The 14,154-nt window shown below is 42.0% G+C and carries 14 protein-coding genes and 1 tRNA gene; 7 read left to right on the top strand and 8 right to left on the bottom strand.

Translation table 11 applies throughout. The annotated features are described in order from the left end of the window. Positions 1-181: 181 nt before the first annotated feature. The 5 genes from QUD05_RS13265 to QUD05_RS13245 all read right to left on the bottom strand — a co-directional run bounded on the left by QUD05_RS13265 (position 182) and on the right by QUD05_RS13245 (position 5,156). A complete protein-coding gene (locus QUD05_RS13265; protein ID WP_289796459.1) occupies positions 182-1,951 on the bottom strand; it encodes a DUF3352 domain-containing protein in 1,770 nt (589 codons plus the stop codon). A 748-nt stretch (positions 1,952-2,699) separates the two neighbouring features. Further along, a complete protein-coding gene (locus QUD05_RS13260; RefSeq protein WP_289796458.1) occupies positions 2,700-3,263 on the bottom strand; it encodes a Uma2 family endonuclease in 564 nt (187 codons plus the stop codon). A 93-nt stretch (positions 3,264-3,356) separates the two neighbouring features. Further along, positions 3,357-3,920, bottom strand: a complete 564-nt coding sequence (locus tag QUD05_RS13255; RefSeq protein WP_289796457.1) for a Uma2 family endonuclease — start codon at positions 3,918-3,920, stop codon at positions 3,357-3,359. 334 nt (positions 3,921-4,254) lie between these two features. Continuing rightward, a complete protein-coding gene (locus QUD05_RS13250; RefSeq protein WP_289796456.1) occupies positions 4,255-4,878 on the bottom strand; it encodes a chorismate lyase in 624 nt (207 codons plus the stop codon). A gap of 197 nt (positions 4,879-5,075) precedes the next feature. Continuing rightward, positions 5,076-5,156, bottom strand: a tRNA-Leu gene (locus tag QUD05_RS13245). A gap of 419 nt (positions 5,157-5,575) precedes the next feature. Between QUD05_RS13245 and accC the strand changes: the two genes are divergently transcribed. After that, positions 5,576-6,919, top strand: coding sequence for an acetyl-CoA carboxylase biotin carboxylase subunit (accC, locus tag QUD05_RS13240; protein ID WP_289796455.1), 1,344 nt, complete (start codon positions 5,576-5,578; stop codon positions 6,917-6,919). 80 nt (positions 6,920-6,999) lie between these two features. On the opposite strand, the gene QUD05_RS13235 is transcribed toward accC, so the two are convergent. Further along, the gene (locus tag QUD05_RS13235) at positions 7,000-7,293 is read right to left on the bottom strand and encodes a YggT family protein (RefSeq protein WP_094350101.1); all 294 of its coding nucleotides are present in this window, start codon (positions 7,291-7,293) and stop codon (positions 7,000-7,002) included. Between the two features lie 290 nt (positions 7,294-7,583). Between QUD05_RS13235 and psbX the strand changes: the two genes are divergently transcribed. The 4 genes from psbX to QUD05_RS13215 all read left to right on the top strand — a co-directional run bounded on the left by psbX (position 7,584) and on the right by QUD05_RS13215 (position 10,068). After that, entirely contained in the window at positions 7,584-7,703 is a 120-nt protein-coding gene (psbX, locus tag QUD05_RS13230) for a photosystem II reaction center X protein (RefSeq protein WP_174709687.1), read from the top strand. Positions 7,704-7,950: 247 nt separating this feature from the next. Further along, positions 7,951-8,868, top strand: a complete 918-nt coding sequence (locus tag QUD05_RS13225; protein WP_289796454.1) for a Ycf66 family protein — start codon at positions 7,951-7,953, stop codon at positions 8,866-8,868. Positions 8,869-8,915: 47 nt separating this feature from the next. Next, entirely contained in the window at positions 8,916-9,476 is a 561-nt protein-coding gene (locus QUD05_RS13220) for a TolB family protein (protein ID WP_289796453.1), read from the top strand. Positions 9,477-9,543: 67 nt separating this feature from the next. After that, complete coding sequence (locus QUD05_RS13215) at positions 9,544-10,068, top strand: TolB family protein (RefSeq protein WP_289796452.1); 525 nt, start codon at positions 9,544-9,546, stop codon at positions 10,066-10,068. A gap of 107 nt (positions 10,069-10,175) precedes the next feature. On the opposite strand, the gene QUD05_RS13210 is transcribed toward QUD05_RS13215, so the two are convergent. Together QUD05_RS13210 and QUD05_RS13205 are read right to left on the bottom strand one after the other, a co-directional pair. Continuing rightward, positions 10,176-11,180, bottom strand: coding sequence for a succinate dehydrogenase/fumarate reductase iron-sulfur subunit (locus QUD05_RS13210; RefSeq protein ID WP_289799955.1), 1,005 nt, complete (start codon positions 11,178-11,180; stop codon positions 10,176-10,178). 1,159 nt (positions 11,181-12,339) lie between these two features. After that, positions 12,340-12,501: a hypothetical protein gene (locus QUD05_RS13205; protein WP_289796451.1), complete on the bottom strand. Its 162-nt coding sequence runs from the start codon at positions 12,499-12,501 to the stop codon at positions 12,340-12,342. 148 nt (positions 12,502-12,649) lie between these two features. On the opposite strand from QUD05_RS13205, the gene QUD05_RS13200 reads away from it, so the two are divergent. Continuing rightward, positions 12,650-13,087 (top strand): AbrB family transcriptional regulator, encoded by a 438-nt coding sequence (locus tag QUD05_RS13200; RefSeq protein WP_289796450.1) that lies wholly within the window; start codon positions 12,650-12,652, stop codon positions 13,085-13,087. Between the two features lie 147 nt (positions 13,088-13,234). After that, the gene (locus QUD05_RS13195; RefSeq protein ID WP_289796449.1) at positions 13,235-14,110 is read left to right on the top strand and encodes a CPBP family intramembrane glutamic endopeptidase; all 876 of its coding nucleotides are present in this window, start codon (positions 13,235-13,237) and stop codon (positions 14,108-14,110) included. Positions 14,111-14,154: the final 44 nt, after the last annotated feature.

Raw genomic sequence — 14,154 nt, 5'->3', positions numbered from 1 at the left:
GTTCTCTCCGTGGATGATTTAAAATATCGATTCTGACTTTGATCCTATATGTTTAGAGGGGAATCGGGAATGGGGCATTGGGCATNNNGAGTGCNNNGTGAGGAGTNNNGAGTTAGGAGTTTTGTTTACCCCTTCTTGTCCCCTTGTCACCCTATCCTCTTATCTCCCTACTCCCCATTCCCTATTTAACAGAGTTACTCTTACTCCCCTCTGGACTGGGCAATGTAGTCGCGTTAGTAACTTTTTTAAGTTCGATAAAAATATCGTAACGGTTACTGCGATTATCGCTGACAGCAGATGTCATCCCAATTGAGCGCGTTGCATCTAGCAAAGTTTGTTGATTGGGAATTAGAGTTGGTAAAGGGAAATTTTTCACAGTTCGTTCCACATCTAGGAAAAATTGACCATTCGTCGGATTGGGTTCTGTAGGAACTGTTTGCTGGAAGGGAAGAGTACCAGCTAGTGTGTAGTTAGGTTTGGGAACAATTTTATCGGTGATGGGAGCGCCCACTACCAAGAAGGCGACATCTCCATCTAACCAACCGTGGGTGGCAGTTAATGTACCATAAGGTGATACCCAGTTAACAACGGGTTGACCTGCGACTTTCCCTGGTTGCACTTGGAACTGGTATTGATTTTTCATCACTTCATCCAGCTTACTGATGGATGCTTCAGCTGATTTACGTAGGCTTTGCCCCCCGTAGTCACCGCTTGTCTGTACCATGAACAGCAAACCCGCACGAAAATCATTTGGTGAACCTTCTTTTGGAGTAGCAGGAATTACTGATAAGGAAAACTCCCCTTTCATCCAACTAAGCAAATCTTTCTCCAAATCGAGATCGGTAAGAGATTTTATCCCACCTCTAATCTGTTCTGGTGCGATCGGTGATAAAGGATTTCCCTGAGATGTTAAAACATAGTCTCTCCACAACCTCTGTAAGTTACCACCAGTCAGCATCATTAAGGTTTCTGCTGGTATGCGGCTTTGCATTTTCCCAGCTTTGTTTTCCACCACCAGCACACGTTGACTATTAGGGTTTAACCAAGAAACGCCCTTAAAGCGGATTCCTTCTGACTCTAAGGTTATTGTCCCCGCTAAACCTTGGTTATTTTGCAGTTGAGCCAAAACTTGAGCAGGTAAAGGGCGGTTTGGAGAAGCTGCGGCTATTTTCGCTGCTGTTGGCACATTGATATAAAACTGTCCAAAGGGTTGGTAGTTGGCAATTTTCGGGAAATTCTCAGTAAAGCCTCCTGTTGTGGCTAGAGATGTTTTATTTTTATAAGCATCAATCGCTCTGTCTGTGGCTTTAGGACTATCAGTTATGACTAAAAAACGCCCATCTAGTAATGCCGCTGAGAAATTTTGCCCTGCTTGCCCCTCACTTTGTTTGATGGCGATCCCTTGATAAGTACGATCGCTCCATTTGCCTTGTTTAAGGATTTTGGGTTGTGCCAAAATGCTTTTGGCGATTTCTGAATTTTTTACTGGCAATACCATTACCATCGACTGCTGATCGCTAGCAGCACTTTCATTGGTGGTAACTGGCTTGGGTGCAGGTTTATTCCCTGTAGTTGGGGCAAGAATTGCGATCGTCACGTCATCGCCTACCCAAGGAGCGATATCTTTTTGGAAGTCGTAACCATTATTAGTGAGAAAGCGATCGCGTAACTGGACTAAATTTTTGTCCAGTTCTGTTTGGGTTTCTTTTGTCCCAAACTGCCGCAATTTCTGCCACTGCTGGGGATCTGTTGTTAAGGAAACCGCAAACAGGGCATCACCAGGAATAATATTTGCACCTACTAGCAAATCGCTAGAAGATATTTGTCTCTGGGCTAACAACCAGTAGGCTACACTCCCCGCACTAATCAATAACCCAGCAGCCGAGAGCGTCAGCACCAGAGATGGTTTCTTATTTTTCTTCATCTGAACAGACACAAGAGGCGGTGCCATTGAAACCTGTACCTTATACTTGCAAACTTATTACTTGCTTGATTAGTCAAATACACCAACAGTATTACCCATTCTTTAGAGCAGTTAATTATATTAAATTTTTCTACCCTAGATGCTGATGTTACTTCGATAATCAACTTTCCGTAGCCTTTTAAAAGCTATGTTTTTGGCTCAGTTACCATTTTTAACACGCTTTGTTGAATTTCGTAGGATGTTTCCCTGAGATTAATTCCTCTGTCGGAAAGTTTTCACAAGTAAATCTGTTATTTCAAGCAATTCAGGGAACATAACATTTTTTTCGGAGTTACAGAAATTATATACAATCAGAAAACTCTAGGTAGTGTAATAGTTTTAGCGATTTCTCTCAATTCTCCTTAAAGTATGACCTCGCTCTAAGAACTCTGTTGTTATGCGATTTGGTTGGAAAATCGTTCTATCGGAACTTAAACACTTTGGAGGCAGAAACAAGCCTCANAACCATGTAGGGCAAGGTAAATACACCAAATACNNNAAAACAGCCCAAACCCAGATATATCAANNNACTAAGCAAAACGATGTCAAAAACTTTCTGTACACAGGTTTGAGGCTCTTTTTGGGTATTTTTATATCTAAATCCCACTATTGCTTTCCTCTCAAGGCATTAATGCCTCTTGCCATCTCAAAATAAGCGAACGTACAGATATAACTAACTGGACAAAGCTGCAAGCCAATTTGAGCTACTTGTCTTTACTTGATAGCGATCGCCCACCTATACTTGCAACTCAAATCCAGGTAGTATATCCTCTCCAGAAACAATCGCTGGCATTTGCACAACTTCTACAGCTTTTAAAAGTCGGTAAATTTCAACTTGGCGATCTTGAGGATTAATCAGCCAACCCAAGCGCAGACCATTTTTAATATATTCCTGCATTTTCTCTTGAATCGGTGCAAGGCGATCTGTCTCCGAACGCAGTTCAATCACAAAGTCGGGTACAAGTGGCGGAAATTTTTTTCGTTGTTCTGGTGTTAAAGCTTCCCACCGCTCTAATTTTACCCAAGCAGCATCAGGAGAACGTTTTGCACCGTTAGGAAGTATAAAGATAGTTGAAGAACTAAAAACTTTCCCTAATTTAGCTTGACGATTCCAAATTTCTAAATCAGCAATCAGTCCAGCTTCCTGATTTCCGCTTTCTCCTCCGACTGGTGGCACAATTATTAATTCTCCAGATGCGTTCATTTCCAGGCTGACATCACGATTGGCAATACACAATTGATAAAATTGCTCATCGGTTAAATGAGCAATCGGTCCTAGATTTAGCACAACAGTATTCATTAAACCTTTCCTCTTGTCTTTCTTGCTAACATCAGTAGGAAATTATTGCTTGTTGGAAGATTTCTTGAAGTGTAATTTAAAACCCTCCTATACTTATACTTGCAACTCAAATCCAGGTAGTATATCCTCTCCAGAAACAATCGCTGGCATTTGTACAACTTCTACAGCTTTTAAAAGTCGGTAAATTTCAACTTGGCGATCTTGAGGATTAATCAGCCAACCCAACCGCAGACCATTTTGAATGTATTCCTGCATTTTCTCTTGAATTGGTGCAAGGCGATCTGTCTCAGAACGCAGTTCAATCACAAAGTCGGGTACAAGTGGCGGAAATTTTTTTCGTTGTTCTGGTGTTAAAGCTTCCCACCGCTCCAATTTTACCCAAGCAGCATCAGGAGAACGTTTTGCACCGTTGGGAAGTATAAAGATAGTTGAAGAACTAAAAACTTTCCCTAATTTAGCTTGACGATTCCAATTATTTAAGTCTGTAATTAAATCTGCTTCTTGATTTCCGCTTTCTCCTCCTACTGGTGGCACAATTATTAATTCTCCAGATGCGTTCATTTCCAGGCTGACATCACGATTGGCAATACACAATTGATAAAATTGCTCATCGGTTAAATGAGCAATCGGTCCTAGATTTAGCACAACAGTATTCATTAAATTTTTCCTCGTGTCTTTCTTGCTAACATCAGTAGGAAATTATTGCTTGTTGGAAGATTTCTTGAGGTGTAATTTATCGGGAAGTGCGAGAAATTCTTTGAGGGTGAGTTGGGTTTTGAGTTGAATCATAGTTGATCTTGGGGAATGACTCTATTTTAAAGAGGATGCGATCGCTAAACAACGGCAAAGCATCACCGAAAACTCATTAGTTTAACGGCACACTACCAGAAGCGATCGCTGCAACAATAATTCAACGTTCCTTTGATAATTTCATTGCATGATTTCAGCTACTTATTTTTACTCGATAGCGATCGGCCTACATCATGGCTTCTTACTGATTTTTGGAATTTAATTGCATAGCCCCCAAATATTTAGTTAAATAAGGTGAAAAAACTTCATAAATTAATGTCAGTGGCTGCCCATGATGCCAAAACAAGTAGTGGCGACCCCAAAAAGGCCCAGTTACACCAAAACCAGACTCTAGTGCCAATGAGTCACCGTAGTAAATTCCTCGAACATCCCGATACAATTCTGTGCGAAGACGAGCTAAACTTGCCCAAATTGGTAATGAACGGTTTTGTAAATACTCATCAACATGACTGGCTTCCCACCACGAAGTAGCATAGGCTAATCTTTGACCAGAAGCGGTACGCAGCCATACTTGTCGCCGTAATCGTGGTTCTGGGACAGCTTGGATTAACTCAGGAGCAGCATCCAAGTCGATGCCAATCAATGACATATCAATAACATCTACTTCTACAGCCTCACCTGTGAGCAATTCTAAGTGACGTGTTGGAGAGCCGTCACCCAAAAGCATTAGCTGCCATGCAGGTGCTAGCTGAGTGTGAGGTAAACTTTGTTGAATTATTTCCTCCCCTCCTTGCCAAATCGGAGTGAGGCGATGCCAAGCTGGTGGCAGTGTTAGGTTGTTTGTCGGCGGAAAAGAAATAGTCAATGCTTTTTACAAAACTTCACCTATTTCTATAAAAGCATAAAAAACTAGTACTTTGACAAGGCAATTCTTAATATGTAGTAAGCACTGAGTGGTTCCGAAAAGGACTAAAGTCTTCACTACAAACTTAATATTTAAGGGTCAATAGTCTAAGGTTTTTTGACCTGTAACTATTGACCCTATGCTTAAACAAGCAAAAATGCGGATGGGGAGACTCGAACTCCCAAGGCAAAGCCACACGCACCTCAAGCGTGCGCGTATACCAATTCCGCCACATCCGCATGGTTTCTCTAAGAATAGACTATAGCATAAGAAAATAATTATAGTAAGGTGATATCTAAATTCAGTTGCTCAAAAATATAAATTTTCTCCAGGCGGTATCAGACTGACAGAAATTTAGCAGTTGTACAAGTGATATTGAAAAGGGTTGGAGCTACTAGAGCGACTGTGTTCGGCGGGGTGCGATGTCTACGACGGGCTACGCCTATGCAAAAGCCCAGCTTGGTAGTCTAGCCAAGACTTACAGCAGCAATGTTGTTAGTGTAGTAAGACCCGTAGAGGCAGTAAGCCTGCAATATGCAAGTTTGCTTAGGATCAGGGTGGCGAATCTCCTGCAATAATTTGAAATAATGCGGAAGCGTTGTTTTAAGTTGGATCAGAGAAAATGTCAATCTACTGGTAATGATATCGAAACTAAAAAATGAAGTTTGACAAAATATTAATTGCCAATCGGGGAGAAATCGCCCTTCGCATTCTCCGCGCCTGTGAAGAAATGGGAATTGCCACAGTTGCGGTTCACTCCACCGTTGACCGTAATGCTCTGCACGTCCAACTTGCTGATGAAGCGGTTTGCATTGGCGAACCCGCTAGCAGTAAAAGTTATTTGAATATTCCCAATATTATTGCTGCTGCACTGACGCGCAATGCTACTGCCATTCATCCAGGTTATGGTTTTTTGGCAGAAAATGCCCGGTTTGCGGAAATCTGTGCCGACCATCATATTGCTTTTATTGGCCCAACTCCAGAAGCTATGAGACGGATGGGCGATAAATCCACTGCCAAAGAAACCATGCAAAAAGCTGGAGTCCCGACAGTACCAGGTAGTGAGGGATTGGTAGAATCCGAGCAAGAAGGATTAGGATTCGCCAAGGATATCGGCTATCCAGTGATGATCAAAGCTACAGCAGGTGGCGGGGGACGGGGTATGCGCCTAGTTCGTTCTGAAGACGAATTTGTGAAACTTTTTCTCGCAGCCCAAGGCGAAGCAGGAGCAGCTTTTGGGAATTCTGGCGTTTACATAGAAAAATTTATTGAACGTCCCCGCCACATCGAATTCCAAATTTTGGCGGATAACTACGGTAATGTCATCCATTTGGGTGAACGGGATTGCTCAATTCAGCGCCGGAATCAAAAGCTGTTAGAAGAAGCTCCTAGTCCGGCTCTCGACCAAGACCTACGTGAGAAAATGGGACAAGCTGCCGTCAAAGCGGCCCAATTCATTAACTACAGTGGGGCGGGTACTATTGAGTTTCTCTTGGATAGATCCGGTAAATTCTACTTTATGGAAATGAACACCCGGATTCAAGTAGAACATCCTGTAACAGAGATGATTACTGGGATTGACTTAGTTGCTGAACAAATTCGCATTGCTCAAGGTGAAAGGCTCAAGCTGACCCAAGACCAAGTAGTATTACGAGGTCATGCGATCGAATGCCGAATCAACGCTGAAGATCCCGACCATGATTTTCGCCCTTCTCCTGGACGGATTAGTAGCTATCTGCCTCCCGGAGGACCTGGTGTTCGGATTGATTCCCACGTTTACACAGACTATCAAATCCCACCCTACTACGATTCTTTGATCGGCAAGTTAATTGTTTGGGCACCAGACAGAGCTACTGCGATTAACCGCATGAAACGCGCACTGAGAGAATGTGCCATCACTGGACTACCTACCACCATCGGGTTTCATCAAAAAATTATGGAAACTCCACAGTTTTTACAGGGTAACGTCTATACAAATTTTGTGCAGGAAATGAACGGTTAGGGAAGTGGGAAGGTTACAGGTTATAGGTTACAGGGGACAGGGTTATAATAACCTGTAACCTGTCCCCTGTAACCTGTACCCTAATTAACACGAGATAGCATAGTCAGCAATCCTTGTTGACCTAGTAGGATTTCTCGCAGGAGACTAAAGATACCAACCCAAATAATAGGTGTAATGTCTACCCCGCCTATGGGTTGCACCAGCTTTCGCAACGGGATTAAAAATGGCTCAGTGGGCCAAGCTATTAAATTAAACGGCAAACGATTCAGATCCACTTGCGGATACCAAGTGAGAATGATACGAAATATAAATAAGAATGTCATCACCCCTAACACAGGGCCAAGAATCCAAGCAGTCAGGTTAACACCAGTCATCGGTTTTAGGTACTATCTATCTGTAACAAAAGAAAAAAACTTAGGCGCAGGCAAGTTGCGCTTTGCGTAGACATAGCTACAAAATTTTAAGCTTTGTAAAGCACTCCGATCTTTATTTTAACTAAATGCTGTCACTTCTTTCTGAAATAGAAAAGCGAACTCGCCCATGTGATTAACTCAATAACTGGTGAAAGAAGTTACCAAGTTTGGCAGTTCAGAGTTAGAGGCTTCTCAAGAAAGTAATACACTATTAAAATTAGGATGAAGTGTGTAAAAAAAGGTTGAGAAGTATGACGCCTTCTTTAGCAAATTTTCTTTGGAGTCTGCTATGGGGTACAGCAATTGTTGTAATCCCCGCTACAGTTGGTCTAATTTTCATTAGCCAAAAAGATAAAATACAGCGTTCATAATGCTTATGAGAGTTAAATTAGCTCTCATAATCGATTGTCTGTCAGCTATCTACTTAATTGCACTAAAAGCAGCATACATTGCGACTGGTGGCAGTTGTAGCTGACAGACATAGACGTTTTTACTTTTCGGTGAATAGCTTCAGAGCTTCTTTGCCAGAGGCTTTGAAGCTTCAATATATCGTGCCTAATTACAGTAGTGATTTTAATTGTGACTCGCTAACATAGATTTGATATTGGGAAAACAGCAATGATAAATTTTGGGCTGAACTCAGCCAGTTTTCTGGCTCAGGTAAATTTTGGGGCAAATTCAGCCAGTATTCTAGGAATTTTCCTGGCTGTGGCTGGGGCAGCACTGTATTTTCTCCGCACTGTGCGCCCAGAATTGTCACGAGATCAAGATATCTTTTTTGCAGCAGTTGGCTTGCTTTGCGGCTTCATTCTGGTCTTTCAAGGATGGCGGCTTGACCCGATTCTACAATTTGGTCAATTGCTTTTAGTTGGCACAACTGTATTTTTTGCAGTTGAAAGTATTCGCCTGCGGAGTATAGCTACCCAGCAAGCAAAGCGTAATACTCCGATTGTGGACGAAGACCGACAGGTTAGCGATCGCTATTCGTACAACGATCGCAGAAAGTATCAAGCTGAAATGGATGCAGATTTAGAACCACTGCCTTATGAAGACGAGGAAGAACGCCCCGTGCGTGCCCGGATTCGCGGTAGCAGGGATGAGATTTCTACTCGTGATAACTACTACGAGGAGCAACCCCCCCGTCGTTCAGAACGCCGCAACAGCAGCAGTAGTGAAAGACAGGCTCCATCTGATAGAACGCGTCGGCGGACTTCTGGTCGTCCTGTGAATCGCCCTTCTGAAAGCTCTGAAGATGAAAATTGGGGTTCTTCATCTAGGCAAGTTGATGATTGGGAAAGTTCGGGTGGGGAAGTCAGAAAACCTTCTCGCCGTAGTAATAACGGGCCTCAGCGTCCCGAAAGTCGTGAAGATGATATTTCTTCCAGACCGAGAAGGCGTCGTCCACCCACTGACTCAACTCCTCGAAGACCGCGCGAAGATGATGATGCAATCCCAACTGATTATGTACCATACAGCCCAATGGAAAAACCAAATGAGGGGCCAGATAATTTGACCGATTTTGATGATGATATTTAAAACAGTTGGCGTGCAAGTAAGTTTAGAGACGACGGAAAACAGTTGAGGTGGAAAAATTTACGCCTACATTTTGGCTCCAAAGACCAATTCATTGGAGCCTGGTTTTTGGTTTAACAAGTTTGCTTGTATCTTGTGGTTCTAACGATATTCCCATCGGGCCTACTTCTCTTAACAGTCGCTACACCGAGGAGCAACCTGCTTTGAGTGGAAACGGGCGCTTTTTAGCGTTTGTATCTAATCGGAATGGTAATCAGCAGCTACTAGTGTACGATTTGGAGAGGCAAGTTTTTATTGGTACACCGGGGATAAACCGACAGGAGACAATTGCCGAAAGTCCTAGTTTGAGCTACACCGGGCGTTATATTTCTTATCTTACTAGCGATCAAGGTAGACCAGTGGTAGCGCTTTACGATCGCGCTACGCAACAGTCGCAAATTGTCACACCAATTTATCGCGGCTGGGTCAGAAAACCAAATATTAGTCCAGATGGACGTTATGTTGTCTTTGAAACCGCCACTCGTGGTCAGTGGGATATTGAAGTCCTAGACCGGGGGCCAAATATTGAGTTAGATATTCCCAACGGTGCAACCGTAGGTTCACCTCCGTAGGGGAGAAAGTTAGGAGTTAGGAGTTAGGAGTTGTGAGACTATTGACTAATTACTAATGACTAATTATATGAAACGTGTTTTTTTTATACCTGTATTTTTCTGTTTAAGTTTATTGACTGGGTGTTTTGGCTACCCTCGCCTTTTGAGTTATCCCTTTGATCCAGGGGGTCGGAGTCTCAATAGTTTAGCGTCGGAATTAAACCCCCAAATTTCTGGGAGATACATTGTTTTTATTACTGACCGACGCGGTAGCCAAGATGTTTATATGTTTGATACGGTAAATCGTGATTTGGTTGATTTGCCAGGTTTAAATTCCTTTGATGCGATCGCAAATCATCCTAGCGTTTCACAAGATGGTCGTTATATTGTGTTTGCTGCTAGCCGTCAGGGGCGATCGGCTATTTTTCTCTACGACAGAGAAACACGCCAATCGCGGAATTTGACCAATAACCTGCAAGCCGAAGTCCGTAACCCTACAATTAGCGCTGATGGTAGCAGAATCGCTTTTGAGTCTAGTAACAATGGTCAGTGGGATGTTTTAGTATATGACCGTTTTGGACAACCGTTAAATATACCTCAAGAACCGCGTTGAACTAAAGTTAAGAGTTAGAAGTGAGGAGTTATGAGTTAAAAATTCCTAACTCCTAACTCCTAACTCATAACTCATAACTCCTAAGTTTTACTTCTAACTCCTCACCTCTAACTTTTGTTTTCTACTTGTTGCACAGATTCAATGAGCAATCGCACTTGTTTTGTCCCCTCAGAAGCTTCAAATGATAGGGGAAACTTACCCCGGAGGATCATCCGCAAGCCGAGGGGTGCAAGACTGAGTAATCCTTTTAAATCCTGAAAATAATTACCGACAACTTGTAAACCAAATTGACGTTCATCAATCCAACCACCTTCTTTAACCAAATCTACCAATACTTTCCGGTGACGAATTGAGCGACTATCGCTGGCTTGTTTCTGGGTGAGAATTTCTTGTTTAACTTTGGTGATTTGTTCTAATGGTGCAACTTCCATTGGACAAACTGAATCGCAGTATAAACAACGGGTGCAACCCCACACACCTTTAGTCCCTTCGTTGTAGCTTTCTAAGCGATTTTCGGTGTCGCTATCGCGGGAGTCTGCTACCATTCGGTAAGCTTTGGCAAGGGCATGGGGACCTACAAAGTCTGGATTAACTTCACGAGCGTTGCATTCAGAGTAACAAGCACCGCACATAATACAGTTACCAGTTTGATCGAGACGCGATCGCTCTTGTGGTGTTTGCAAAAACTCTCTTTCTGGTACTTGTCGTGCTGCCGTACTCACATAAGGGGCAACTGCCTCTAGATTATTCCAAAAGCTGCTCATATCTACAACCAAATCTTTAATCACGGGCATATTGCCAAGAGGTGCGATCGTGATTTCATCAATAGCATTTACTTTACTTTGAGATGATGGTATTTGTTGTAATCTGGCAAGTTCACTCCCAACATTTTCTTTACAAGCTAAAGCCGAACGCCCATTAATTCGCACAGCACAGCTACCACAAATAGTATTGCGGCAATTTTTGCGAAATGCCAAAGTTCCATCTTGCTCCCACTTAATTTGATTGAGGCAATCCAAGATTGTATTACCTGGTTCGGCTTCCACAAGGTAGGTTTGTACAACAGGGGAGGAATTTTGTTGCTGTCGAATGACCTTAAAAATAACTTCCATAACTACTAACCAAAATTTTAAAATTACTTCACCAGCCTCAACAATCATGAGTCAAAGCAGGTAGTTGCGAAAAGGGAGTTATGCTTTTTCGCCCCTAATTCAAATCCTGGTGTTAATAGGCTGACGATTCAAGGGCGACTGATTCTAGTTTAAGGATAACCATTAAAATTTTACTTGTAGTAGCACTGTCGGCAAGATTTTCGTCAAATTCTGAGTTAAAACGCCAAAAATGTAATCGCAGCTTTGCATTGAATTTACCTGTTTGGAATGTAAAGGAAAGAGGGTTTGCTTAAAAAGTAACTTAAGTTGATCTTTGACCTAGCGATCGTATCCAAATGAAATGTATGTGAAGTTAGCAACATGTCTTGATGTCAACTTGAGTCAAGTAGTCCTGACAGTAAAATTCCACCTTCGCTACCACTTGACGGAATTTTTTGATTATATAGAAGTCTGAAAGCCCATGTTTAATATATAGTAGTGGCAATCAAGCACTAGGCAGATGTTAAGAGATTTGTTCTTCCCATAGACAGACGTGTAAAATCTTCTGACTGCTTTTGACCTGAAGATAATAAACCGAAGAAAAATCCCCACCACTTTCAAAGAAAAGTTAGAGCACCGCGAAACCCGGAGGTGAGAGACTTTTCGCTTTTTGGCTTGCTCTCAATCAAGAAAATATGGGATTGAACTCATTGGTCAAAACTGCTCGTCTCAATTATATAAATTTTTATAAAAGCCAGATAGCAATGCTCACGCTTGCAATAAAGGGTTAAGAAAATCGTCACTGCTTTTTTCTTCTTTTAGTCCAGGAATTTAAATAAAAATTTACCAGCAACTTTAATTCAAAATTAAACAACTATTTTGCTATTATTAGTCCATGCTAGTATTTAATATAAAATTACGAAGTAGCAAAACCAGAATCAATAGCCGTATCAGCGCGGTTACTACTGCTTTGTTGATTCGTAATGTAGAGACAAGAAAATTCGCGTCTCTACTGGTAGGACAAAAGGGTGTATGCCCGTAGGACTCTATTGAAATACTATGCTGTCCTAAGCTTGAGAGGACGAGTGGAGAAAACTCTACTTGCTCATTGCCAAGAAAGGCAAGCACTGAAAGTGAAAAACCTGCAATTTTTTGGGTCTACGACTTATTTGCAGTAGAACTAACCCCATTTGTAAAGGTGGCTGAAAGTTACACCGCTACAGTAACGCCAAAGGAGAAAATAGTTTTCTTTCTGATGGCGAATAATGGTTAAAAGTGCCGTAACATCACCAAAATTAATGTCTGTGGCAACTATGGCCTCTAGTTGGTTGTAGACAACCATATATAGAAGTGCTTTTGGCTCCTATCGGCAGGAATTCACCCGTTACACTAGGGTCTTCAGTAGCTCTATGCAAATGCTAAAAAATTAAATGCTGGCATGAGACTACATAATTTATCAGTTTGGAGAGAGTAAGGAAAATTTGAGCATAATGACTGAAACTGCAACCGCGCCATTAACTGGAAAAGCACTACTTGCTAAAGTAAAAGAACTTTCCACATTACCACGCCGAGAAAGAGCTAAACAGTGCGGCTATTACACTGTTACTAAGAATAACCAAGTTCGTGTCAATCTCACCGATTTTTATGACGCTTTGCTGTCTGCTAGGGGAATTCCTCTAAGTCCAGAAGCACCTAAAGATGGTCGTGGTCGTGAACCGACATATCGGGTTAGTGTCCATCAAAATGGTCAGATTGTAATTGGTGCTACATATACCAAAGCAATGGGCTTGAAGGCTGGAGATGAGTTTGAAATTAGGCTGGGATACAAACATATTCACCTAATTCAACTAGGTGAAAGCGATAAAAAACTAACCTCACAAGATATAGATTCTGACGAATCAGACGAAGATTTGGAAGACGAAGACTAAATTTGCTGATGGTAAGGATAAGTTTCAGTGATGATAACTTGTCCTTACCCCCACAGCAAACTGGTAGCCAGCTAAAAAATACGATTAGACCCCTTGCAGAAGTCACCAAATTGAGTAGAGTCTTGATTAATCAGCAAGAAATCTATAATGCAAGAAGTCTATCGTGTTTTTTTGTTTATTTTGATAACTTTCTTTGAATCTTCGGTCAACGCCTTACTGGCGTTTATAGAAAATGCACCGCCACTAGTTATAGTGACGGCATTTTTTCTTTTCTGGATAGTTTGCTGGTTGCCAGTAGCAACAGTATCGGCAATATTGCTTAATTGGCAACCTCCTAAACCTTTACAGCCAGAGCAAAAAATGCCGTTATTGGTGTCACTTTACCTATTAGCTCCCCCGATCCTCTGGGGAGTTGTTTGGTTGACTAATAAATCTTTTTCAGATTACGGCTTTGTTGGCAATCTTTCAACTCTTGGTTTTTTAGCACTAGGTTTTAGTTTAGGAGTGCTGAGTCTAGCTATTGTATTTGGTGGGCAATTCGGGTTAGGTTGGTGTTCTTTTGAAAAGTCGAATTTCAAGTTACTACTACCCATCTTGCTACCAATTTTCTTGATAGCGTTGTTAGTCGGTGGGATAGAAGAGTTAGTTTTTCGCGGTTTCCTGTTCACAGAATTAGCGCAGGATTACCCAGTTTGGGTAGCAGCAGCAATTTCTAGCTTGATTTTTGCCTTGTTACACCTGATTTGGGAGCAACGCGAAACTGCACCCCAACTTCCTGGATTATGGCTGATGGGAATGGTGCTGGTATTAGCACGCTTTGCTACAAGTGGTAATTTGGGTTTAGCTTGGGGATTGCACGCAGGATGGGTATGGGCGATCGCTACCATAGATACAGCAGAACTAATTACTTACACTGGTATTGTCTCTGACTGGTTTACAGGTAAAAATAAAAAACCCTTAGCGGGCTTGGCGGGAATTATTTGTGTATTGGGAACTGGAGTAATTATCTGGTTCAACTCTTAAGTATTTTAATTTTCTGTAAAAAGTTGCTAGCCAGATCCCCGACT

Source organism: Nostoc sp. GT001 (assembly GCF_030382115.1).
In the GTDB taxonomy this organism is placed as follows: domain Bacteria; phylum Cyanobacteriota; class Cyanobacteriia; order Cyanobacteriales; family Nostocaceae; genus Nostoc.
The sequence above is the reverse complement of the archived record's forward strand: the minus strand, read 5'-3'. Positions and strand labels throughout refer to the sequence as shown.

Coding starts and splice junctions, on each gene's coding strand:
- QUD05_RS13265 (WP_289796459.1), bottom strand. CDS start 1,951: ATGGCACCGCCTCTTGTGTCTGTTCAGATGAAGAAAAATAAGAAACCA.
- QUD05_RS13260 (WP_289796458.1), bottom strand. CDS start 3,263: ATGAATACTGTTGTGCTAAATCTAGGACCGATTGCTCATTTAACCGAT.
- QUD05_RS13255 (WP_289796457.1), bottom strand. CDS start 3,920: ATGAATACTGTTGTGCTAAATCTAGGACCGATTGCTCATTTAACCGAT.
- accC (WP_289796455.1), top strand. CDS start 5,576: ATGAAGTTTGACAAAATATTAATTGCCAATCGGGGAGAAATCGCCCTT.
- QUD05_RS13235 (WP_094350101.1), bottom strand. CDS start 7,293: ATGACTGGTGTTAACCTGACTGCTTGGATTCTTGGCCCTGTGTTAGGG.
- psbX (WP_174709687.1), top strand. CDS start 7,584: ATGACGCCTTCTTTAGCAAATTTTCTTTGGAGTCTGCTATGGGGTACA.
- QUD05_RS13225 (WP_289796454.1), top strand. CDS start 7,951: ATGATAAATTTTGGGCTGAACTCAGCCAGTTTTCTGGCTCAGGTAAAT.
- QUD05_RS13215 (WP_289796452.1), top strand. CDS start 9,544: ATGAAACGTGTTTTTTTTATACCTGTATTTTTCTGTTTAAGTTTATTG.
- QUD05_RS13210 (WP_289799955.1), bottom strand. CDS start 11,180: ATGGAAGTTATTTTTAAGGTCATTCGACAGCAACAAAATTCCTCCCCT.
- QUD05_RS13205 (WP_289796451.1), bottom strand. CDS start 12,501: ATGGTTGTCTACAACCAACTAGAGGCCATAGTTGCCACAGACATTAAT.
- QUD05_RS13200 (WP_289796450.1), top strand. CDS start 12,650: ATGACTGAAACTGCAACCGCGCCATTAACTGGAAAAGCACTACTTGCT.
- QUD05_RS13195 (WP_289796449.1), top strand. CDS start 13,235: ATGCAAGAAGTCTATCGTGTTTTTTTGTTTATTTTGATAACTTTCTTT.